Here is a 21,019-nt window from a genome sequence, read left to right on the forward strand (position 1 = left end):
TCCACTCCACTGGTTCACCCTTTTAGCGCTCACTGGCGTATGGTCCATTGATAGCGGTCTATACTTTTCAGGTTTTGGTTACTCCCTGTTTAAGTGCTTTATCCGTGGCCGGTAAGTGATCTCATATGACCAATATTGTTCGAATCCCCGTCTCCGCGCTGGAAGTGGGTATGTACATCACCGATATAAACAATGCCTGGGTGCCGGACAACAACCTCAGCCGCAAGGGGTTGATCAAAAACGCCAAGGTGATCGAGCAGATTATTAAATTGGGTGTGACTGAGGTCTATATCGATCAGGGGCGGGGTAAGGCGGCCGAAGTGGGTCTATCGCTGAGTGACATCAATCGCCGGCAAGCGGAGCAGCTGCAGGCGCTGGTGGCCCGCCCCTACGAGCGCCCCTCGGCCAAAAGTGTCTTTGATCAGGCGCTGGTTGAGGCCAAAAAAATCCAATCCGAGGCGACCGAACTGGTCTCCAAGGTGATGATGGATGCCAAGCTTGGCCTGCCCCTCGATTTTGGCCCCGCCCAGGAGACCGCCGACGCTATTTTGGAATCCCTGAAATCCAATCAAAATGCACTGTTGTGTGTCACCCAGCTGCGCACCAAGGATCGTTATCTGCTCGAGCACTCGTTTAACGTCAGCGTCTTGATGGGGGTGTTAGCTTCCTCACTCGGTTTTCATGGCCGCGAGTTGCAGGCTCTGGTGAGCGGTGCGCTGCTGCACGATGTCGGCAAAATTCGGGTGCACGATAACATTCTCCACAAGCCGGGCGGCCTCACGCCCGAGGAGTGGGAAGAGATGAAGCGTCATGTGACCTACGGTGAGGAGTTTCTCTGCCAGGACGACTCGCTGGCGCCAGAGATTATCGAGATCTGTGCACAACACCACGAGCGTTTGGATGGTAGCGGCTATCCGCGCGGGCTCAGCGCCGAACAGTTGCCGCTGCACACCCGGATGGCATCGGTGGCGGATGTCTATGATGCGGTCACCGCCGATCGTGTTTACCACCAGGGGATGGCGCCGACAACGGCGCTGAAAAAGATGCTGGAGTGGAGCGACGCCCAGCAGTTGGATAAGAATCTGGTCTATCAGTTTATCCGCTGTGTGGGGGTCTATCCGCCGGGGGCGGTGGTCCTGTTGAGTAATCACCGCCTGGCGGTGGTGGTGAGCGAACACCCAAGCCTAATGGACAAGCCGGTGGTGAAGGTGGTCTATCATCTGGACCAACGTCTGCTGCTGCCACCTTACCCGTTGGATCTCTCTGAACACGCCTGCGAGGTGACCATTACGCGCGCCGTTGACCCGCGGCAGTATGGTTTGGAGGCGCTAACTTTACTCAATGCGGCGCTCTGAAATAGCGTCCTGTCAGCCGGAGCCGCTCGCAACCGGCGCATCAAAACGGCCCAGATCATTACTGCGGATCATGGCCCGAATGTAATTCACATACTCTTCGCCCTTCTCCGAATAGCGCTCCAGCCCCCTGGCCAGATACTCACCGGTCAGCGGTTTACCGTCGCGCCGGGCCTGTTCGCGCAGGGCGCGCAGGGTACGGTAGGCCGGGTGGGTGTTGATGTTATCAAAGTAGGAGCCGATGGAGTCGGCGACGGTATCAAAGCGGCGTACCTCGTGGCTGGCCCCCTTCAGGCGCCGGCTGGGTACCAGGCCGCAGCCGGGTTTGTAGCACCACTCGCCATAGAAGTTATTGCCCTCCTGGGCAAAGCGGGAGCTGCCCCAGCCGCTCTCGGTGGCCGCCTGGGCGATGGCCAGGGAGGGGGGAATCTGATCAACCCGGCGCAACAACACGGCAATATCGCTGCTGTCAAATTGGGTCGACAGCGCCGCCAAGCGCTCTTTTTCTGGCGCCGTTAACGGGGTATCGCTGTTGAGCTTCTCGGCAATGGCCAGCAGCTGTTTGCGCGCCTGAGCCAGGCGCTGATTGTGGTACTCGATGCCGGGCAGCAGATAGTCGTAGAAGGCCCCCTTTTTGGCGTCGATTTCGGTAATGCTGCCGAAATCCGGCGGTATCTGGGTCAGGTGCCAGGGTTCAACCGGTGCCGGCGCGGGCTCGACGGGTTCGCTGGTAGGGGTGATCTCTTCGGCGGGACGGGCCAGCCAGAAGGTGAGGCCGAGCAGGCCCAGGGCGTAGGCGAAGAACAGGGCGACAAGAAATGTTTGGGCAGAGGTTGGGCGTTGGGCAATCGGCATCGTCGTTATTTTTATGGTTCGGGGGGCGCGCTAGAGGTCGAGCTGCTGCCTGAGGTCGGCCAGCTTCTGGCGGTTTTCCGCCTTGCTGAGGCTGGTTTCACTGCTCTCGGGGAGGGCGATGTACTCGGGGTTGGGCAGGCTAACGCCGGCGCGCACCTGTTCGCACAGCTCGGCGTAGTGGCGTTTGAATACTGGTGCGGCCACCGACTCCGGGTTGGAGGCCAAAAAATACCAGTCACTGGCAAGGCCGGCGTGGTAGACCGCCGGGTGCGACCATTTGGCCGCCGCTTTGGGGCTGGGCGCGCGGCAGGCTTCAACATAGGCGCTGTGGGCATCGGGCAGGCGATCACCGCGCACGCGCTGACAGTGATCGAGCATGGTGTGCAGGGTGGGCAGGTACTCCGAGTGGCTGATGATCGACTTGGCGGCACGCAGCAGAACGTCGGCGGGCATGGACTTTAAAGTCTCCAGCCACAGACGTTTGGCCTGTACCTCCAGCTCCGGGTCGCGAAAGGCGGCGTAGTACTGGTTGTGAAAGTTGATGCTGAACAGGCTGAACACCTGATTGATGGCGTCGATCAGGTCCGGGTTGGGCGGCTGCCGGGTGGTTTCAGTAAGCCCAGCTGCGGTCGGTAAGTCGTTGGGCGAGTGGGATATCTCGCGTTTGACTTGGTCGATCACCTGTTTGCTCTCTTTCATGGTGTCCCGTGGGGAGTTTGTGTTGTTTGGCCCAGATATACTTGAGATGGCGGATAAAAATACTATCCCAGCTGTGTTTTGGTTCTGAGCGATTGCGCCAGTATAAAACAAACTCGGGAATTTGTGCCTCTATAAACGCCAACGGCATCTCGCACTGCTGGTGCAGCAGCTCCACACACTCGCGGCTCGGTTGCCACTCGGTGCTGATCAGAGAGGCCACCGGGTTGGGGGTGATGCCGTTTTGCAGGTGTGCCCACTGGTTGGCAACATGCTGGCAGAAGAGGTCGCCCCAGTTGTTGCGATAGGAGCCATTCTCGATCCACTTGTGGACAAATTCCGGCACGCATTCGTCGATAAATTCCGGGTCGATCTCCAGCTGTTGCAGGTAGTCGAGGGTGTGTTTGGCCGGTTGCCAGTCGCCACTCATGGCCACCGGCTTACGGTTGGCCAGGAAGGGCAGCTGTTTCTCCTCCCAATCTTTTTTTACCCAGGCGTAGAAGGTCATGGTCCAGGAGGCCATCTGGGTACCGGTCTCCCGGTAGTAGAGGCGGAAGCGGTTGGCGCAGTCGTTGATGTGGGCCAGTGGAATCCCCTCCTGGCTGAGCTGGGCCAGCACCTGCTCGTCGGGTGCCCACTGCTCGGGCAGGGGTGATTGTTGCGACTGCTGCTTCTGTTCGCGCGCCTTGTGCGCCTCAAACTGGCGCCAGCGGCGCAGGGCGTAGGCCTGGAATTTGGCCCCCCAGGAGCGCTGGCTCTCGCCCCGCTCGCGCCAGTAGGTGATAAATTCCGGCAGTATCTCGCGGCTGAAGCCGGCCGGAATATTGTGTTCGGCCAGGCGTGTCATCACCTCGGCGCTGGGCGACCAGTTGGCCGGCATGGGGCTGGCGGCGACCGCGGCATTGGCGGTTGCCACCGGAGCGGCAGCGGCTGTGACCGCTGCCGGGTTTTCTGTCTGGCGCTGGTTGAAGGCGAATTTCAGCTCCAGGCTGCTGGCGTAGGGGGCTGAGGCGAGCAGCAGCTGCCCCTTGGCGCGCAGATTCTGGCTGATGCGTTGGATATCCTCGGCCGTCCAGAAGGGCATGTAGTGCTGGCACTCAACCTGGGTTAGCCGATACCAGTGGTAGCCATTGCGCACCCGGGCCGGCTGGTGAAAGCCATACTCGGCCAAAATGGCGAGCAGGGTGGCTGCCTCCAACCCCAGTTCGGTGGCTAAACGGGGGGAGACCAGAATCGGTCGCTCTGGGATGGTGGCAGCGGGCATGGGGTTACTCATAGCAGTCGTAAGGGGGGATTTTAAGCCCCGCGGGTGGAAAGGCAATGTGTTAATGTAGCGCCGATTATTTTACGGAAGGCGAATTGAGTGGCAAAAAACAAGCTTGCGTACGTCTGCAGTGAGTGTGGCTCCGACTACAGCAAATGGCAGGGGCAGTGCGCTGATTGCGGTGCCTGGAATACTCTCTCCGAGGTGCGCCTGGGGCCTGCCAAGGGCCACAGCCACCGCCTGGAGGGCTATGCCGGTGCCTCCGGCGGTGCCCGGGTGCAGAAGTTAAAGGATATCAGCCTGGAGGATCTGCCCCGGCTCTCGACCGGTACCGCCGAGTTTGACCGGGTTCTGGGCGGCGGCCTGGTGCCGGGCTCGGTGGTGCTGATTGGCGGCAACCCCGGGGCGGGCAAGTCGACCCTGCTGCTGCAGACCCTCTGCCGGCTGGCGGCCAACATGACTGCGCTCTACGTTACCGGTGAGGAGTCGCTGCAGCAGGTGGCCATGCGTGCCGCGCGCCTCAATCTGCCCACCGACCAGCTCAATCTGCTGGCCGAAACCAACGTCGAGGCCATTGTTCAGGCGACCAGCCAGCTGCAACCGAAAATATTGGTGGTCGACTCCATCCAGGTGGTGCACATGGCCGATATCCAATCGGCGCCGGGCAGTGTCTCCCAGGTGCGCGAGTGCGCCGCCTACCTCACCCGCTACGCCAAGACCTCCGGCACGGTGCTGATTCTGGTGGGCCATGTCACCAAGGATGGCAGCCTGGCCGGGCCCAAGGTGCTGGAGCATATGATCGACTGCTCAACCCTGCTCGATGGCGACCAGGACAGCCGCTTCCGCACCCTACGCAGCCACAAGAACCGCTTTGGAGCGGTCAACGAACTGGGCGTGTTTGCCATGACCGAACAGGGCTTGAAAGAGGTCTCCAACCCCTCGGCCATTTTTTTACAGCGGGCCGAGGATGTCGCCTCCGGCTCGGTGGTGATGGTGGTCTGGGAAGGGACGCGGCCGCTGCTGGTGGAGATTCAAGCCCTGGTCGACGACAGTCACTTTGGCAGCCCGCGGCGGGTGGCGGTGGGGCTGGAGCAGAACCGGCTGGCCATGCTGCTGGCGGTGCTGCACCGACACGGCGGACTGCACCTGGGTGATCAGGATGTGTTCGTCAACGTGGTGGGCGGAGTCAAGGTGGTGGAGACCAGCTCCGACCTGGCGCTGCTGCTGGCGGTAATCTCCAGTTTTCGCGATCAGCCCCTGTCGGAGGGGTTGATCGCCTTTGGCGAGGTCGGTTTGTCGGGCGAGATCCGGCCGGTGCCGAACGGCCAGGAGCGGGTGCGGGAGGCGCGCAAACACGGCTTTAAGCGCGCCATCGTGCCGGCTGCCAACTGCCCCAAGCAGGGTATTGAAGGGATGGAGCTGGTGCCGGTGAAGCGCTTGGCGGATGCCATTGAGGCGCTCTCTTAGCCTGGGTGAAATAGTGTTGCCGAGGGTGTTGTTCGGGCCGGTTGCCGGCTGCAGCGGCTCTGGCGCGAGCAGAACCGGAATCTAGCCGGCGCGATTAAAGGTTTTGATCAGGCGGCGCAGCTTGGCGCGGTGGTCGATACCGGCCGGAGTACACTCAATGCCCAGGTAGCTGCCCTGTACATGGGCCAGGTGGCCGCGCATCTTAATGCGGCCCTCCTCGTGCAGGTTAACGTGCAGAATCAGTTCGTCGCTGACATCCAGTGGGCAGGTGTTGGTGGAGACCACCAGGGCACCACTGAAGGAGAGGTCCACCAACTGCACGGGCCAACGGCCGCCGGCCGCCTCGATTTCGGCGGTGGTGCGATAGAGCACCCGTGGGAAGTTGCGGCGCTCCCGGCTATGTCGGTTAGGAAGGTCGATACTGCTTGCCATAATAGACTCTTGCCAATTGCTAAGCTGAAACAGTCTGAATAGGGGCAACAACGCACGGGCAGTGGCGCTGAAAGTAAACTCTGTTAAAGCGACACCAAACTTGTGAACAAGGGCGAACGACAATCTCACCTATTACGCACTCTAATGCTTTGGTTCACTCTAGGAGGTGATGTGCGCCTGCCATTCAATCTGGGTTACAACAACTTGAGCGGCTGTTGGCTGCGCGCTGACCAATAGTGCGGGAAAACAGTGACACAACGGTAAAAACGAAGCTCTTACGCTAACAGATCCAGGTACTGGGCAATACGGCAAATGGGTTAACTTTTACTATTTGAGTATTGGTTCACAAACCGGTTAAGTTCCCAAAGTGGCAGGCTAGCACAGTGGTTGTGCGCGGCTTAGTGGCCATAGTGCGTAGATGGTGGCTGGATAAGAGCAAGTCCAGTCAGAATGTGCGCTTATCGCGGGAGATAGGGCCAGCCTGATGGCCGGCCCGGTCAGTTTTTTTACCCGCTAGGGTCAAACCTTAATCGGTTTGTACTTCATGCGCTTGGGCTGTGCCTCATTGCCCTTGCGCTTCTGGAAATCCTCGTGGTACTCGGTGTAGTTGCCCTCAAAGAAGACCACTTCACTGTCGCCCTCATAGGCCAAAATGTGGGTGGCGACGCGGTCGAGGAACCAGCGATCGTGGGAGATCACCAGGGCGCAGCCAGGGAAGTTGAGCAGTGCCTCTTCCAGGGCGCGCAAGGTCTCCACATCCAGGTCGTTGGAGGGTTCGTCGAGCAGCAGCACATTGGCGCCCTGTTTCAGGGTGTTGGCCAGATGCAGGCGGCCGCGTTCACCGCCAGAGAGTTCACCCACGCGTTTCTGCTGGTCGGAGCCTTTAAAGTTAAAGCGGCCCACGTAGGAGCGGGAGCCCACCTCGTAGTTGTTGATGTTGAGCACATCGGCGCCGCCGGAGATCGCCTCCCACACGGTGTGGTTGTCGTTGAGGTTCTCCCGGCTCTGTTCGACAAAAGCGACCTTTACGGAATCGCCGATATCGATGCTGCCGGAGTCCGGCTGCTCGTAACCGGCGATCATACGAAACAGGGTCGATTTACCGGCACCGTTACCACCCACAATCCCAACAATAGCCCCTTTGGGGATACTGAAGCTCAGGTCGTTGATCAACACCCGGTCGCCATAGCTTTTGCTGACGTGGTTGAACTCAATCACCTTGTCGCCCAGGCGCTCGCCGGGGGGAATGTAGATCTCGTTGGTCTCGTTGCGCTTTTGAAACTCCTGCGACTGCATCTCTTCAAAGCGGGCCAGGCGGGCCTTGTTCTTGGCGTGGCGCCCTTTGGGGTTCTGGCGCACCCACTCCAGCTCTGACTTCATTGCCTTCAGGTGTGAGGCTTCGGTCTTCTGCTCCTGCTCCAGGCGCTTCTCTTTTGCCTCCAGCCAGTCGGAGTAGTTGCCCTCGTAGGGGATGCCGCGGCCGCGGTCGAGTTCCAGAATCCAGCCGGCGGCGTTATCGAGGAAGTAGCGGTCGTGGGTGATGGCCACCACGGTGCCGGGGAAGGCGACCAGGAACTGCTCCAGCCAGAAGACCGACTCGGCATCCAGGTGGTTGGTGGGTTCGTCCAGCAGCAGCATGTCGGGGCGCGACAGCAGCAGGCGGCAGAGGGCCACCCGGCGGCGTTCACCACCGGAGAGTTTGGTGACGTCGGCATCCCAGGGCGGCAGGCGCAGGGCGTCGGCGGCGGTCTCCAGCTTGTGCTCTAAATTGTGGGCATCCCAGGCCTGGATAATATCCTCCAGTTGTGCCTGCTTTTTGGCCAGGGCATCGAAGTCGGCATCCGGCTCGGCGTAGTCGGCGTAGACCTTATCCAGTGCCGCCAGCGCGTCCAGCGCTTCGCGCACACCATCTTCCACATTGCCGCGCACATCTTTATTGGGGTCGAGGTGCGGCTCCTGGGGCAGGTAGCCCACCTTGATGCCGGGCATAGGCCGGGCCTCGCCGTTGTAGTCCTGGTCGACTCCGGCCATGATCTTCAGCAGCGAGGATTTACCGGAGCCGTTCAGGCCGAGCACACCAATCTTGGCGCCGGGGAAGAACGACAGGGAGATATCTTTAAGAATCTCGCGCTTGGGCGGCACGATCTTGCCAACGCGGTTCATGGAGTAGACGTATTGGGCCATGTGGCTGTGATCCTCTCTGGGTTTAGCCAAATTTGGCGGGCACGGTAACTGATGCGTTTTTGAAGTTCAATAGTTGCGGCGGCTATGTCCCGCCTGCAACCCTTACCCGTAAAAAAAAACGGGCCACAGCTGTGGCCCGTCAGTGAAGCGAGGTGCGTCTGCCTTAGAAGCGGAAATTAACACCCACTTTGGCTTCCCACAGAGACTCCGGGTCTTCGAGTTTGTCGGTGACGCTGCCACCTTTAAAGTTGGTGTAAACGTATTGACCCTGGTCATTGACCTCGGCATCGACCACCTCTTGCGAGAAGAACTCGGCATCGGACTGGTGACCCCAACGGTCGTTCAGGAAATTGCCCAGGTTGTACAGCAGGAAGTAGACCTCACCGGAGGTGCCATCAAAGAAGGTGGGCAGCTCCTGGCGTACCGCCAGATTGACCAGCGTGCTCCAGCGGGCGTTAACCTCGTTGCGTGCCACGTAACCGGAATCCAGGCCGTTTTTATCTACCCAGGCGAAGAAGGCATCCTGATCGAAGCCATCGGCAAAGACGACGTTGGGGTCATCCGCGCCGGTGGGCACGTAGAGCAGGTGCCGGCCGTAGTAACCATCGCCTTCAAGATCCTGGCCATCCATCACGTAACTCTGGCCCTGGCCCTGTTTACGCACAGCGCGCAGGCTGATCTTGGTATCCAGGTCGCCAATAAAGGCGTGAGTGTAGTTCACATAGAGGCTGAAACGGTGTGGGGTTTCGTAGTTGGAGGTGCCCGGGCGTGGATCGTTAATATCCAGCAGGGCGGTGTTGTCGAAGTTGGAACCGGCGGTGGAGCTGGTCATCGGACTGATATCCTCAGAGCGGGTCTGAGCATAACCAACAGAGACGTAGAAGCCGTTATCAAACGCCTTGGAGAGGTTCAACGATGCGACAAACCCTTCCGCAGTGCGGTCGGAGTTGGTCAGCATGTAAACGTCGCGCACGCTGCTGTCGGCGTAGTCATAGATGGGTGCGCCGGTGGTGGTGTAGCCGACAATCTCCTGGGAGATATCCTGGTAGTAGGCGGCATCCTGGGTCTGGGAGTAGATGAAATCACCATCCAGAGTCCAGCCGGATTCGAACTCCTGAGTGAAGCCCAAGGAGTACTTCCATTCACCCGGTTGTTCGTAGTCAGGGTCGATAATATTGACATAGCTGATGTTGCCATCGGCGACGGTGGTGGCGGCAACAATATCGTACAGTGACTGTGGCGGTGCGAAGCCAGGTGCACCGCCGTTAGCCAGAGGTGCGGTCAGAATGGAGTCGGCGTAAGAGGTGTTGGAGACCTGCACGTTGGTCACACCATCGTTACTCCAGGCGTTAGAGATCCAGACGTTGGGGTTGCCGCCGGAGAAGAGGCCAATACCACCGCGAATGGTCAAGGAGTCTGCCGCTCCCCAGGTGAAGCCAAAGCGTGGCATTAGAATATCGAGGCCATCGACACCGGTGTCGTTGGGAACACCAAAGTAGTCCTCAAACGCCGGGTTGGTGTTGGGCGCATCGTCACTGGTGAACTTCTCGTAACGCAGGCCGTAAACCAAGGTCAGGTTTTTGGGAGCGATGTACCACTCATCCTGAATATAGAGGGTGTGCTGGACGTTCTCGAAGGAGGCGGCAGCGTCGTTGGGATTGTTGGTGCCACCACCGCTACCGTAGTAGACGCGGTTGGGGGTGCCCAGTTCGAATTTGTCGATACCGGAGAGGCCACCGGAACTGGAGCTGTCGAAGAAGCGGTACTCACCACCATCGGAGTGCTGTACAAACAGGTTGAAGACCGATAGCGCCTCCTGCTCGTAGCCGGCGGTTAATACGTGGTCGCCGGCCAACAGTTGGGAATTAAATTTGAAGTAATCGGATTCGGTATTGAGTGCGTTGGATTGGCGGGAGTCATCGGTACCCAGGTAGACGATATTGCTGCCAATGGAGATCTGCATCTCACCAAAGCCCTGGTCGGCCACATTCACCTGAGAGTCGTTCATCTCGTTGTGGCTGATAAACAGCTCGGTGGAGAAGGTGTCGGTCCACTGGGCAGACCACTTAGCGGTGGTGGTCTCTGATTCCGCCCCTTTGCGGTAGAAGTGGTTGGCGAACTCAAATTCGTCGCTGTCGCTATCGGAGGCGCGATCTTCAAAGCCCTCGTAGTAGTTGTAGATCAACGCCAGGCTGTGGCTATCGGTGATGTTCCAGTCGATACGGGCCGCGTACTTCTCCTCTTCCTGTACGCCGTTGCCAGGCTGGCCGCCGGGCTCGTAGCCGTAGACGTTGCGGGCGATATCGGCGATGCGGTTATAGTCGGTTTCACTCAACCAATCGCGAGTGTCGCCGCTGCCGCCATTGTAGCCCTGGGCAATAAACTCCGGCGATTCAGACTCCTCGTAGGAGACATAGAAGAAGAGCTTGTCTTTCAGGATAGGACCGCCGAAATCAAAACCGCGGCGGTAGGTGTCGTAGGACTCGCTCTCAAACTTGGAGGATTCCCCGTGGCCGTAGTCGATAGAGTCGCCTTTCAGGCTGTCGTCGGTGTATTGATAGAAAACGCCACCGTGGAACTCGTTGGTACCGGCTTTGGAAACCGCGTTGATGGTACAGGCGCTGAAACCGCCGTACTGCACCGCGTAGGGAGCCAGCTCCACCGAGACCTGCTCAATGGCCGCGAAGGGGAAGGGCATGCCGGTGGCGGTGGAGTAGCCGTTGCTGTTCAAGCCGAAGCGGTCGTTTTGGCTGACACCATCCAAGGTGGTGCTGTTGAAGCGGGGGTGTTTACCGGCACAGGTGATGCCGCCAGTGCCCGGGTCCAGGTTGATGCGTGGGTCGATAGCGATGATGTCGACGATATCGCGGTCGCCGGAGGTGTTGTTCTCCAGCTCAAACAGGCCAAAGGTGGAGGAGGGGCCCACGGCGGTGGTGGCCACCGAGCTGGCGTCGGCGTAAACCGTCACCTCTTCCATGTTTTTCTCTTCGTAACCGTAGGTGAGGTTGTAGACATCACCCAGGGAGATGGAGTCAACCACTACCTTCTGGTCTTCGTTGATGATCACCGTGTAGGGGCCACCGACGGAGAGCTTGGGCGCGTAGAAAGAGCCCGCCGAGTTGGTGGTGTAGGTGCGGCTGGCACCGGTACGATCGTCAATAATAACGATCGTGGTGTTGGTCATTGGCTCACCGGCTGGTGTGAGAATCTTTCCCCGAATGGCAGAGGTGGTCTCCTGGCCCACAGCACTACCGGCCGTGGCAGCCAGCAATACCGCCATAGCCAGGCGCTGCTTGATAAAAGGCTTCATAGTTTCTTCCCTAAATGGTCGAGAGGGGGTGGCCCCCGGTGTGATGCAAATGGTGTAATAAGTAGACGAGTGATTCGGTTAACTCCCGCATTGTCGAGGCAAAATATTACAAATCTGTGACGGTTTATAGAGCCTTAAATTAACTTTTTGACCAATAGGGCAAACAATTTTTGAAGTTTTCTTTAAGCGTCAAGATGGCTTGCTTTGTGGCGTAAATAGGAAAGAGTTTTATGAGGAAATTGAACGCCTTTTGGCCAGTTCAAGCGCTGTTGGGGGCAGTTTTTGCGATGACCCTACACCATGCAGCCAACGCTGCGAGTAAACCCGTGCCGCTGCGGGTGGCTACTTTTAACGTCAGTATGGAGGCGGGCAACTACCAAGTTGACCAAACCGACAAGCTTTCACTGGCGGTGCTGAAAGCCGAGCTGGCCAGTGGCAAAAACCGCCAGATTGGCCACATTGCTGAGATCATCCAGCGGGTGCGGCCCGATATTGTGCTGCTCAATGAGTTCGACTATATCGAAGAGCCCGAACAGGGGGTGTTGCAGTTTTTGCGCAACTACCTGGCTGTGGCCCAGGCCGAAGGCGTCACCGCCATCGACTACCCCTACTTCCACATCGGCCCGGTCAACACCGGCGACCCCAGCCCCCACGACTTCGACCACGATGGCCAAGCCACCGGCAAGGGGGGCGATGCCTGGGGCTTTGGCAACTACCCAGGCCAGTATGGCATGGTGGTGCTGAGCCGCTACCCCATAGACGGGGCCAAGGTGCGCAGCTTTCGCCAGTTTCGCTGGCGCGATATGCCCGGCGCTCTGGCGCCGATCGATCCCGAGAGCGGCCAGCCCTGGTACAGCGCGGCCCAGTGGCAGGCCTTCCGGCTGCCCTCCAAGGCGCTTTGGGATCTGCCCATTTTAGTGGCCGGGCAGCCGCTGCACCTGTTGGCCTCGCACCCGACACCGCCGGTGTTCGATGGCCCGGAGGATCGCAACGGCAGGCGCAACCACGATGAGATCCGCCTACTGGCCGACTACCTCACCGCTGCCCCCTATCTCTATGATGACAATGACAGCAGAGCCCCCTTTGCCGGCGGCCGGTTTGTGATTGTCGGCGACCTCAACGCCGGCACCCAGAGCAAGGAGACCTACCCCGGCACCATGCAGCAGCTGCTCGACCACCCCCTGGTCAACGGCAGCTTCACACCCACCAGCGACGGCGGCCGCCTGCACACCCCGGAGCAGGCCGAGGCCGCCAGCCACACCGCACTGTGGCGCAGCCGCGCCGACTATGTGCTGCCCTCCAAGGCGGGGCTGACGGTGGTGGGCGGTGGCGTCTTCTGGCCCACCGCCGAGGCGCCCGAGGCCTATCTGGTCACCGATCGGGCGGCCTCTTCGGACCATCGCCTGGTCTATCTCGACCTGGAGATCACGCCACTCGACTAGCCCGGGCGGGCGCGCCGACCGGCGGTAACGCCGGCCTGCATTTAGGGGTCGGTTTCCTCCGGGTAAATGGTGTACAATCCGCGCCTCTTTTTTTCCGCGAGTTTTCCGCAAAGCTGACCGTCGACAGGCAGTGCCCGGTCGACCCTTAGTGCACCAGGGGGTAGCCAATGTTTGATTCATCCAAGCCGTTATCAGAGTACGATCCCGAAATCTGGGCTGCCATCCAGGCAGAGGACCAGCGTCAGGAAGAGCATATCGAGCTGATTGCCTCTGAAAACTACACCAGCCCCCAGGTGATGGCGGCGCAGGGCAGCTCGCTGACCAACAAATACGCCGAGGGTTACCCCGGCAAGCGCTACTACGGTGGCTGTGAATTTGTCGACCAGGCCGAAGAGCTGGCCATCGAGCGCGCCAAAGAGCTGTTTGGTGCCGACTACGCCAACGTACAGCCGCACTCCGGCTCCCAGGCCAACGCTGCCGTTTACCAGGCGCTGTGTGCCCCGGGCGATACCGTGTTGGGCTTCAGCCTGGCCCACGGTGGCCACCTGACCCACGGTGCCAAGGTCAACTTCTCCGGCAAGATGTACAACGCCGTGCAGTACGGCCTCAACCCAGAGACCGGCGAAGTCGACTACGACGAAGTTGAGCGCCTGGCCAAAGAGCACAAGCCCAAAATGATTGTTGCTGGTTTCTCGGCCTACTCCATGGTGATGGATTGGCAACGCTTCCGCGCCATTGCCGATGAGGTGGGTGCCTACCTGATGGTCGATATGGCGCACGTGGCCGGCCTGGTTGCCGCCGGTGTCTACCCAAGCCCGGTACAGATTGCCGACGTCACCACCTCCACCACCCACAAAACCCTGCGCGGCCCCCGCGGCGGTATCATCCTGGCCAAAGCCAACGAAGAGATTGAAAAGAAACTCAACTCAGCGGTATTCCCCGGTGGCCAGGGCGGCCCCCTGATGCATGTGATCGCCGCCAAGGCAGTCAGCTTTAAAGAGGCACTCTCTCCGGAGTTTAAGGTTTACCAACAGCAGGTAGTCACCAACGCCAAGGCGATGGCCGCCACCTTTATTGAGCGCGGAATTAAAATCGTCTCCGGCGGTACCGAAAACCACCTGATGCTGGTTGACCTGATTGGCAAACCTTACAGCGGTAAAGATGCCGACGCCGCTCTGGGTGAGGCCTACATCACCGTCAACAAAAACGCCGTGCCCAACGACCCGCGTTCACCGTTTGTCACCTCTGGCCTGCGCGTGGGCACCCCGGCGGTCACCACCCGTGGCTTTAAAGAGAACGAGTGTGTGCAGTTGACTCACTGGATCTGCGATGTGCTGGACAGCCTGGAAGCGGGCAACTCCGAAAGCGTTATCGCTGCTACCAAAGAGAAAGTGCTGGCCCTGTGTAAACAGTTCCCGGTCTACTCTGCCTAAAAAGCAGCGTAATAAATAGCTGCGCAAATAACCGCAGTGTGAAAAAGCCGCGACTCTGTTCGCGGTTTTTTTGTTTGGAAGTTTGGCTCTGCTGAGCGTTGGCGATAACGAGGTTTTGTTAATCGTTAGCGTTATATATTTCGCTGTTTAACTCGCGGACAATGGGTTTTACGCTAGGATTTTTTTCTAGCCAAATATCGCCAAGGTACTGTGCTACGCTGCGACCATTGAGTACCTCTTTCATCGCCTCCGCACTACCAGCCTGTAGCAGAGTGTGGCCCAGTTTCATCACAGTTTCGGAGGCTTCCGATTGAGCTTCTCCGGTCTGTTCTCCCCAAACTTTCTGTAGGGTTGAGATCAGCTTACCCGCCAATTTTTCAGCTTTACTCTTATTTTTCGGCATACAGTTTGAGTGCTTCACAGAGAGAATATAACGGGCAAAATAGCGTGGTCATTACTGTTTTGGCCGGGGTAAAAATTAGTGCGCCTGTTCGGCGGCAAACAGCGCCCGCAAACCGATACTGATCGATTGCGAGGTTACCGTGAAGTGATCCTCTCCGGCAAAGATCCGGCTGGTGAACTGAAATTCGCGGTAGTCGCGTTGGTTAAGCACTTCGCTCAGCCGTTGCACGTCGTCCACCATGGGCGACACCGGAATATTCTCCTCGCTGCCCACCGAGAGAAACACCCGCACCGGCAGTTGTTTGTGGTTGGCGGCATACTGGCTCTCCAGCTGCAAGATCAGCCGGTTGTCCCAGGCCAGTGAGGGGCTGGAGATCAGGTAGCGGCTGAAGAGTTGCGGCTGGCTGAAGAGGGTGTAGGCAGCGAACAGGCCACCGAAGGAGTGACCGTAGAGGGTGCGTTCGCCACTGGCGGCGTAGTGGCTCTCGATAAACGGAATCACCTCCTTCGCCAAACTCTCTAAAAAGAGCGCACCGCCGCCGGTCCAGCCTTTTTGTACGCCAAAGGGGGCCTGGTAGGTGTCGGCCTGGGTGGGGGTGAGCAGGTAGGCGCGGGCCTCGGTGGCCTCGGCGCCGGTGTTGCTGTCGCTGTCGATGCCAACGCTGATCATCGCCGGAATTACGCCCACCGCACCCAGGGAGTAGACGATTTCGCTGACCCGCCCGGCCTGGGAGAAGGCGTCGGTGTAGTAGAGCACCGGGTAGCGCTGGTTGGGGTCGTAACCGGCGGGCAGGGCCACCTGCAGGCGCAGGCTGCGGCTCACGGGCTTGGCAGTGAGGGTGTGGCGCTCTAGGCTAACCTGCGACCACTGCGCTGCGGCGTCGGGCTCACTCATGGCCGGCCAGGCGATAACCAGGGCCAGGAGCCCAAGCCACAGTTTGTTGGATGACAAGCGCCCCATCTCTTCTCCTTAACTGCATGGTGTAATCCTCCGGTGTGACACGCAATAACCTCGCCATACGACTGCACTTTGCACTGACGGCGACGCATTCTTTATCTCTGCTCAGAGTGTGGCTTGGCCGCCTGCCCTTGCAGGTGTGTGGCAAAGCCCCGTTGCAGCGAGGGCTGCATAACCAGAGCATTTAACAGCTGGGCGATCTGCTCGGTGGCCAGGGGTTGCTCCTGATTTAGCCACCAGTTGAGCAGCCCAATGTTGGCACTAATAGATACCACAATCGCTGCCTCATCCTCCAAATTGGGCTGCTTACCCAGCACCTCGGCATTGTTTTGGGCCAGGCGAATCCACTCGTCGCGAATTACCTGCTCCCCCCGGCCGCTCAGCAGCAATCGCCACAGTGCCCGGCGCAGCTCAATGTAGCGGCAGAGCTCCAGGCAGGCGGCTAGGCAATCCTGGGTGTCAAACAGCGCCATGGTTAGCTCATTCAGTTGACGAATCTCGGCCGCGGCCGCCGCCTCCAGCAGTGTCTCTTTGGTGGCGTAGTGGCGGAAGAAGGTGGCGTAACCGATACCCGCCTGTCGGGTGAGGTCACGGATGGTAATCGACTCGAAGGTGCTTGTCGCAAGCAGCTCGAAGATAGCCCGATGCAGCGCAGCACGGGTGCGCAGCATGCGGGCATCGGTGGAGTTTGACGACGCTGGTTCCTCAAAGATATGATCCATGTGTTTCATAAGTGGCGATTGATGATAAGAGCGGAATGATACGGTCAACTCTGCTCAACGCCAAATAGCCATCCTTCAGTGATCAGGAGAATTCGGTGGATCAAAATAGACGTGTCTTGATATCGGGGGCTAGTATCGCCGGCCCCGCCCTCGCTTATTGGCTACAACACTATGGCTATACGCCGACATTGGTGGAGCGAGCCCCCGGCCCGCGCCCGGGTGGTCACGCTATTGATGTGCGTGGTTCGGCGCTGGAGGTTTTGCGGGCCATGGGGCTGCTGGAGGCGACCTTGGCCCACCGAGCCACCATGAAGGGGGTCTCCAAGCTCAATAGTGCGGGCGAGGAGTACTGGCGCTCGGAGGAGATGACCATCACTGGCGGCAATTTCGATAACGAAGATATCGAAATTCTGCGTGACGATCTGGCCAATATTCTGTTGCAGGCGCTGTCTGCAGAGACCGAGTTTTTATACGGCAACGCTGTGCAAAGTCTGCAGGAAGGGGACGCCTCGGTGCTGGTCAACTTTGAAGATGGCAGTCAGCGGGAGTTTGATCTGGTGGTGGCCGCCGACGGTATCGGCTCTTCGATTCGACGCTCAGTGTTTGGCCCGGACGATCAATTCCTGCTGCCGTTGGGAGTGGCCCTGGCGGTCTTCAGCGCGCCCAACTACCTCGGCCTGGAGCACTGGCAGTTGAGTTATCAGGGGGATAAACACAGCGCCATGCTCTACACCGCGCGCGATAACCAGGAGTTGCGCGTCTGCATGGGGCTTACCGCTGGCTTGGGCGATATCCCTCGCGACCTGCAGGGGCAGAAGGATTTAGTACAGGAGCGCTGCGGTGTAATGGGGTGGGAGGTTCCCAAACTGTTGACGGCTATGCAGTCGGCGGATGATTTTTACATCGGTCTGATGGCCCAGGTGAAAATGCCCGCCTGGACCAAAGGCCGGGTGGCGCTGGTTGGCGATGCTGGTTACTGCCCGTCGCCCTACTCCGGCCAGGGGACCAGTCTGGCGCTGGTGGGTGCCTATTCGCTGGCCTATCAGTTGGCGCAATCGCCGGCGGATTACCAGGCGGCCTTTGCCCGCTACGATTGCCAAATGCGACCCTATGTCGAGGCCAATCAGGCGATGATCCAGCTCTCCCAGGACCCTCGCTTCGGTAAGGACCCGGCCTTTTACGCAGAAGTACAGGCGGCAATGGATAAAGCCAAATACGCCGTTACCCTGGAAGGGGAAGCGGCTTAGTTTTTCGACAGTTGCTTAACGATCAATTTTAAATTTGTCTATTTACTTTGGCCGCCGTTTTTGCGGCGGCTTTTTATTGGTTGGCCAAGTCGCTAGTCGTCCCGTTGGCTAGAGTCTTGCGCGGCATATTGTCGCGCCGGTTTCTATTTACCGGGCGATGCATACAATAGGGGCATTCGAACAATCCGTGGGCAGCCGCTACCCCTAATGCACCCTCAAGCTAGTCAACCCCTGCGCCCCGAGACCTGGTCGGCCGTGGATGCCAGGTTCTCCGTCCGCTTCCTGCTTTACATTCGCCTGGTCACCCTGTTGTGCGCGGTAGTGGCACTGGTCTACTGGCAGTTGGCCATGCAGGCCAGCGAACACGGTGGGCTGCTGGCGCTGGTGATTGCCGCCGCGCTTGGCTGGACGCTGCTGGTGCTGGCCCGGCCCAAGCTGCAATCCTGGGCCAATGGCAATAGCCGCGAGGTGCTCTTCGACCTGGCCTGGTCTACCCTGGTACTGGCCTTGGCCGGGGGTGCCGCCAACCCGTTTATCTACTACTTCCTGGTGATTATTGCCTTTGCCGCCATGCTGCTGTCGCGTCGCCTGGCTTGGTTGGTCTGCCTGGCGACTATTGTGATCTACTCACTGCTGCTGGGGCTGCAGCTGCAGGCCCACTTTCGCCACTTCGAATCTGCCTACCAGGTGCACTTGATTGGCATGTGGTTGAACTACCTGATTGGCGCAGTGTTGATCTGCTTTTTTGTCAGTACCCTGGTGGCCGCCCTGCGTCGGCAATACACCCTGCTGCAGCAGATACGCGAACAGAACCTCAACAGCGAGCAGCTGATTGGCCTGGCCACCGTCTCCGCCTCGGCGGTGCACAACCTCGCCACGCCGCTGGCGACCCTCACCCTGCTGGTGGAGGAGCTGGCCGCAAGTGGCGAGCAGAGCGAGCTGCTCATCGCCGACCTGCCGGTGATGCAGCAGCAGATCGAGCGCTGCCAGGCGACTATCAAACAGCTCTCCAAAGTCGCCCGCGAGAGCGATCAACTCACTCCGCGCGCAACACAGAGCGTGATCGACAAGTTGATCGACCACTACGCCCTTGCCCAGCCGGAGCGCCAGCCCCGCTTTGAAGATCTAGGCGGGGGGCAGGGCATAGTAGCGGTCAACGAGCTGTTTGAATTTGCCGTGATCAACCTGATCAACAACGCCCTGGAGTCCACCGCGGGGGAGGTGCTGGTACGCTTTGGCCGGCGCGCACAGCAGCTCACCATCGCCATCAGCAACCGCTCGCCAGCGGGAGAGCAGCAGCGCCTGCGCCAGTGGGGCAAGCTGTTGCAGTCGGAAAAAACCACCGGCCTTGGCATTGGCTCGTTTCTCGCCAACAGCACCATCGAACGGCTGGGCGGCACGGTCGCTATTGATGTTGAACCGGCCGCCGCCGATGGCCTCTACAGCGTCTGTGTCACCGTGGCGCTGCCCTGCCAGAACGATGAGGTGGCCGATGGTTAACCGGCTGCTCTACCTGGAGGATGACCCAGCCCTGGCCCACGTCACCAGCCGTGCGCTGGCGCGTGGCGGCTTTGACGTTTGCCACTGCGACAGCCTGGCCGGTCTGCGCATGGCTGTGGCGGAGGGGCACTACAGCCATGCGTTGCTCGATTTGAAAATTGGCCAGGATAACTCCCTGGAGTTAATTGAAGAGCTGAAACAGGCGGGTATCGATACCATTGTTATGCTCACCGGCTACGGCAGCATCCGCACCGCGGTGCAGGCGATGAAATTGGGGGCGGTTAATTTTCTCAGCAAGCCCTGTTCGGCCCAGGAGATTATCGCCGCTCTGCTGGGCGAAGAGGAGGGTGTGGCGGCCCAGCCGGACGAGCTGGCCAAGCCGTCGTTGAGGTCGGTGGAGTGGGAGACCATTCAACAGGCGCTGGAGGAGAACAACGGCAATATCTCGGCGACCGCCAAACAGCTGAAAATGCATCGCCGCACTCTGCAGCGCAAATTGCAGAAGCGCTACCTGCCCGACTAAAACCGGGTTTATTCCTCGATTATTACGCCTTTGCCTTTGCCTTTGCGCTTTATTTTGCTCCCGCCTTTTCAGATTCCAACAGTGCCTTCAACTGGCGCAGTGATTTAATCGGCACCCGCGCCAGGTTGGCGCGCACCAGCCAGTGCGGCACCAGGCCGGCCGGGTCGACATACTGTATCCAGTCGATCTGTGTGCTCTGCTCACTGAGTTCGGTGACAATAAAACGGCCCCGGGCGTGCTGTACATGCACATAGTTGGCGGCGCGGATGGCGGTGCAGTCGCGGTCGGAATTATTAGCGCAGTAATCGGGTGCCGCCTGCAACTCAATAATGGTTTGGCCATTGGCGTAATCCTCGGTGGTGGTGGCCAGCATAATCAAATCCCGCCCCTTGATCACCGGCATTTTGGTCACCTGGTAGATGTAGGCCTCGGTGTAGCTCTCCATGGCAATCATCTCGCTCTCCTGGCAGCCATAGACCCACTGGGGGTGGCGCTCGAAATCGAGCAGCAGATTCATCACCTCGCCCTTCGGTACCTTGAGTACGGTGCTGGCCTTAAACTCCGGCAGTGGCCCCAACTCGCTGGGGCGGGTGTAGAAATCGATTCCCGCCTGCTGTTTGGTCAACTGCCACTCGTTGGCTGGGCTCGGCTCGGTGGTGCGCAGACTGGTACAGCCACTGGCCAGCAGGGTAAGCAGCACCAGCAGCAACGTTGGGGTGTGGGTGAGGTGTGGCTTGGCCATAATCTTCCTTTCTGGAGGGTGCCGGTGGAGAGTGCCGGTCTGGTTTGAGTGGCGATGTTAACCGTGGAACGTGGAAATCAGCGTGGTAATCTTGCCCCAATTTTCTGTCGAAAACGAATGGTGGCACTACTGCGCAGGCTGCCATGCAGGAGCCCCCCATGAACACCATCAATCATCACTTCCGCCGGGAAGCCAGAATAATGCTGGGGGTAGTGTTGTTTGTGGTAGCGCTGGGGCTGTTGATTGGCCTGCTGATGCCACACCTGTTCGCCTTTATGGCGGAAGATAAATGCCTGGATAGTGGCGGCCGCTACGATACCCAACAACACACCTGCGAGCCCGCACCACCCGCTCAGCCGTAACTCCCCTAATTCATAAAACCCCGCAGTCGAAACTCTATAAATCGCCTTCTTAATCACAAAAAACACCCTAACCACGCTGCCAGCGCAAATTACCACGCTCATTACCACGCTCGCTAAAACGCCTGCTC

The 21,019-nt window shown here is 59.2% G+C and carries 18 protein-coding genes; 8 read left to right on the top strand and 10 right to left on the bottom strand.

The features are described from left to right. Positions 1–125 precede the first annotated feature (125 nt). Positions 126–1,355 carry an HD-GYP domain-containing protein gene (locus SBL51_RS22060; RefSeq protein ID WP_317933352.1) on the top strand — a complete coding sequence of 410 codons (1,230 nt, stop codon included), beginning with the start codon at positions 126–128 and terminating at the stop codon, positions 1,353–1,355. Positions 1,356–1,367: 12 nt separating this feature from the next. Here SBL51_RS22060 and SBL51_RS22065 read toward each other — a convergent pair whose 3' ends face one another. From SBL51_RS22065 to SBL51_RS22075, 3 genes are read right to left on the bottom strand one after another with little or no spacing between them, the layout of a single operon-like run. Then, positions 1,368–2,207: a glucosaminidase domain-containing protein gene (locus SBL51_RS22065; protein WP_317933353.1), complete on the bottom strand. Its 840-nt coding sequence runs from the start codon at positions 2,205–2,207 to the stop codon at positions 1,368–1,370. A 30-nt stretch (positions 2,208–2,237) separates the two neighbouring features. After that, positions 2,238–2,906, bottom strand: coding sequence for a hypothetical protein (locus SBL51_RS22070; RefSeq protein WP_317933354.1), 669 nt, complete (start codon positions 2,904–2,906; stop codon positions 2,238–2,240). Beyond that, positions 2,818–4,167 (bottom strand): DnaT-like ssDNA-binding domain-containing protein, encoded by a 1,350-nt coding sequence (locus SBL51_RS22075; RefSeq protein ID WP_317933355.1) that lies wholly within the window; start codon positions 4,165–4,167, stop codon positions 2,818–2,820. Before SBL51_RS22075 ends, SBL51_RS22070 begins: the two co-directional genes overlap by 89 nt. 99 nt (positions 4,168–4,266) lie before the next feature. Here SBL51_RS22075 and radA point away from each other — a divergent pair, with 99 nt between their 5' ends. Next, on the top strand, positions 4,267–5,634 hold the full coding sequence (gene radA / locus SBL51_RS22080) for a DNA repair protein RadA (RefSeq protein ID WP_317933356.1): 1,368 nt from the start codon (positions 4,267–4,269) through the stop codon (positions 5,632–5,634). A gap of 81 nt (positions 5,635–5,715) precedes the next feature. Here radA and SBL51_RS22085 read toward each other — a convergent pair whose 3' ends face one another. The 3 genes from SBL51_RS22085 to SBL51_RS22095 all read right to left on the bottom strand — a co-directional run bounded on the left by SBL51_RS22085 (position 5,716) and on the right by SBL51_RS22095 (position 11,560). Continuing rightward, the gene (locus SBL51_RS22085; protein ID WP_317933357.1) at positions 5,716–6,066 is read right to left on the bottom strand and encodes a PilZ domain-containing protein; all 351 of its coding nucleotides are present in this window, start codon (positions 6,064–6,066) and stop codon (positions 5,716–5,718) included. A 519-nt stretch (positions 6,067–6,585) separates the two neighbouring features. Further along, positions 6,586–8,250 (bottom strand): energy-dependent translational throttle protein EttA, encoded by a 1,665-nt coding sequence (ettA, locus tag SBL51_RS22090; RefSeq protein WP_317933358.1) that lies wholly within the window; start codon positions 8,248–8,250, stop codon positions 6,586–6,588. Between the two features lie 163 nt (positions 8,251–8,413). Next, positions 8,414–11,560 carry a carboxypeptidase regulatory-like domain-containing protein gene (locus SBL51_RS22095; protein WP_317933359.1) on the bottom strand — a complete coding sequence of 1,049 codons (3,147 nt, stop codon included), beginning with the start codon at positions 11,558–11,560 and terminating at the stop codon, positions 8,414–8,416. Between the two features lie 230 nt (positions 11,561–11,790). Between SBL51_RS22095 and SBL51_RS22100 the strand changes: the two genes are divergently transcribed. Further along, a complete protein-coding gene (locus SBL51_RS22100) occupies positions 11,791–13,002 on the top strand; it encodes an endonuclease/exonuclease/phosphatase family protein (protein ID WP_317933360.1) in 1,212 nt (403 codons plus the stop codon). Positions 13,003–13,169: 167 nt separating this feature from the next. Next, positions 13,170–14,435, top strand: coding sequence for a serine hydroxymethyltransferase (gene glyA / locus SBL51_RS22105; RefSeq protein WP_317933361.1), 1,266 nt, complete (start codon positions 13,170–13,172; stop codon positions 14,433–14,435). Between the two features lie 118 nt (positions 14,436–14,553). Here the strand turns inward: glyA and SBL51_RS22110 are convergent, their stop codons facing one another. The 3 genes from SBL51_RS22110 to SBL51_RS22120 form a co-directional block, all read right to left on the bottom strand. Beyond that, positions 14,554–14,838, bottom strand: coding sequence for a hypothetical protein (locus tag SBL51_RS22110; RefSeq protein WP_317933362.1), 285 nt, complete (start codon positions 14,836–14,838; stop codon positions 14,554–14,556). 75 nt (positions 14,839–14,913) lie between these two features. After that, the gene (locus tag SBL51_RS22115) at positions 14,914–15,798 is read right to left on the bottom strand and encodes an alpha/beta hydrolase (RefSeq protein WP_317933363.1); all 885 of its coding nucleotides are present in this window, start codon (positions 15,796–15,798) and stop codon (positions 14,914–14,916) included. Between the two features lie 92 nt (positions 15,799–15,890). After that, the gene (locus tag SBL51_RS22120) at positions 15,891–16,517 is read right to left on the bottom strand and encodes a TetR/AcrR family transcriptional regulator (protein WP_317933364.1); all 627 of its coding nucleotides are present in this window, start codon (positions 16,515–16,517) and stop codon (positions 15,891–15,893) included. A 95-nt stretch (positions 16,518–16,612) separates the two neighbouring features. On the opposite strand from SBL51_RS22120, the gene SBL51_RS22125 reads away from it, so the two are divergent. The 3 genes from SBL51_RS22125 to SBL51_RS22135 all read left to right on the top strand — a co-directional run bounded on the left by SBL51_RS22125 (position 16,613) and on the right by SBL51_RS22135 (position 19,787). Then, positions 16,613–17,764, top strand: coding sequence for an FAD-dependent monooxygenase (locus SBL51_RS22125; RefSeq protein ID WP_317933365.1), 1,152 nt, complete (start codon positions 16,613–16,615; stop codon positions 17,762–17,764). A gap of 207 nt (positions 17,765–17,971) precedes the next feature. Beyond that, complete coding sequence (locus SBL51_RS22130; RefSeq protein ID WP_317933366.1) at positions 17,972–19,264, top strand: hypothetical protein; 1,293 nt, start codon at positions 17,972–17,974, stop codon at positions 19,262–19,264. After that, a complete protein-coding gene (locus SBL51_RS22135; protein ID WP_317933367.1) occupies positions 19,257–19,787 on the top strand; it encodes a response regulator transcription factor in 531 nt (176 codons plus the stop codon). The genes SBL51_RS22130 and SBL51_RS22135 overlap by 8 nt, the downstream gene beginning before the upstream one ends. A gap of 49 nt (positions 19,788–19,836) precedes the next feature. Here SBL51_RS22135 and SBL51_RS22140 read toward each other — a convergent pair whose 3' ends face one another. Then, positions 19,837–20,529, bottom strand: coding sequence for an START domain-containing protein (locus SBL51_RS22140; RefSeq protein ID WP_317933368.1), 693 nt, complete (start codon positions 20,527–20,529; stop codon positions 19,837–19,839). Between the two features lie 158 nt (positions 20,530–20,687). Here SBL51_RS22140 and SBL51_RS22145 point away from each other — a divergent pair, with 158 nt between their 5' ends. Further along, entirely contained in the window at positions 20,688–20,891 is a 204-nt protein-coding gene (locus SBL51_RS22145; protein WP_317933369.1) for a hypothetical protein, read from the top strand. Positions 20,892–21,019: the final 128 nt, after the last annotated feature.

The sequence above is a fragment of the Halioxenophilus sp. WMMB6 genome (genome assembly GCF_033283405.1).
GTDB lineage: Bacteria > Pseudomonadota > Gammaproteobacteria > Pseudomonadales > Cellvibrionaceae > Halioxenophilus.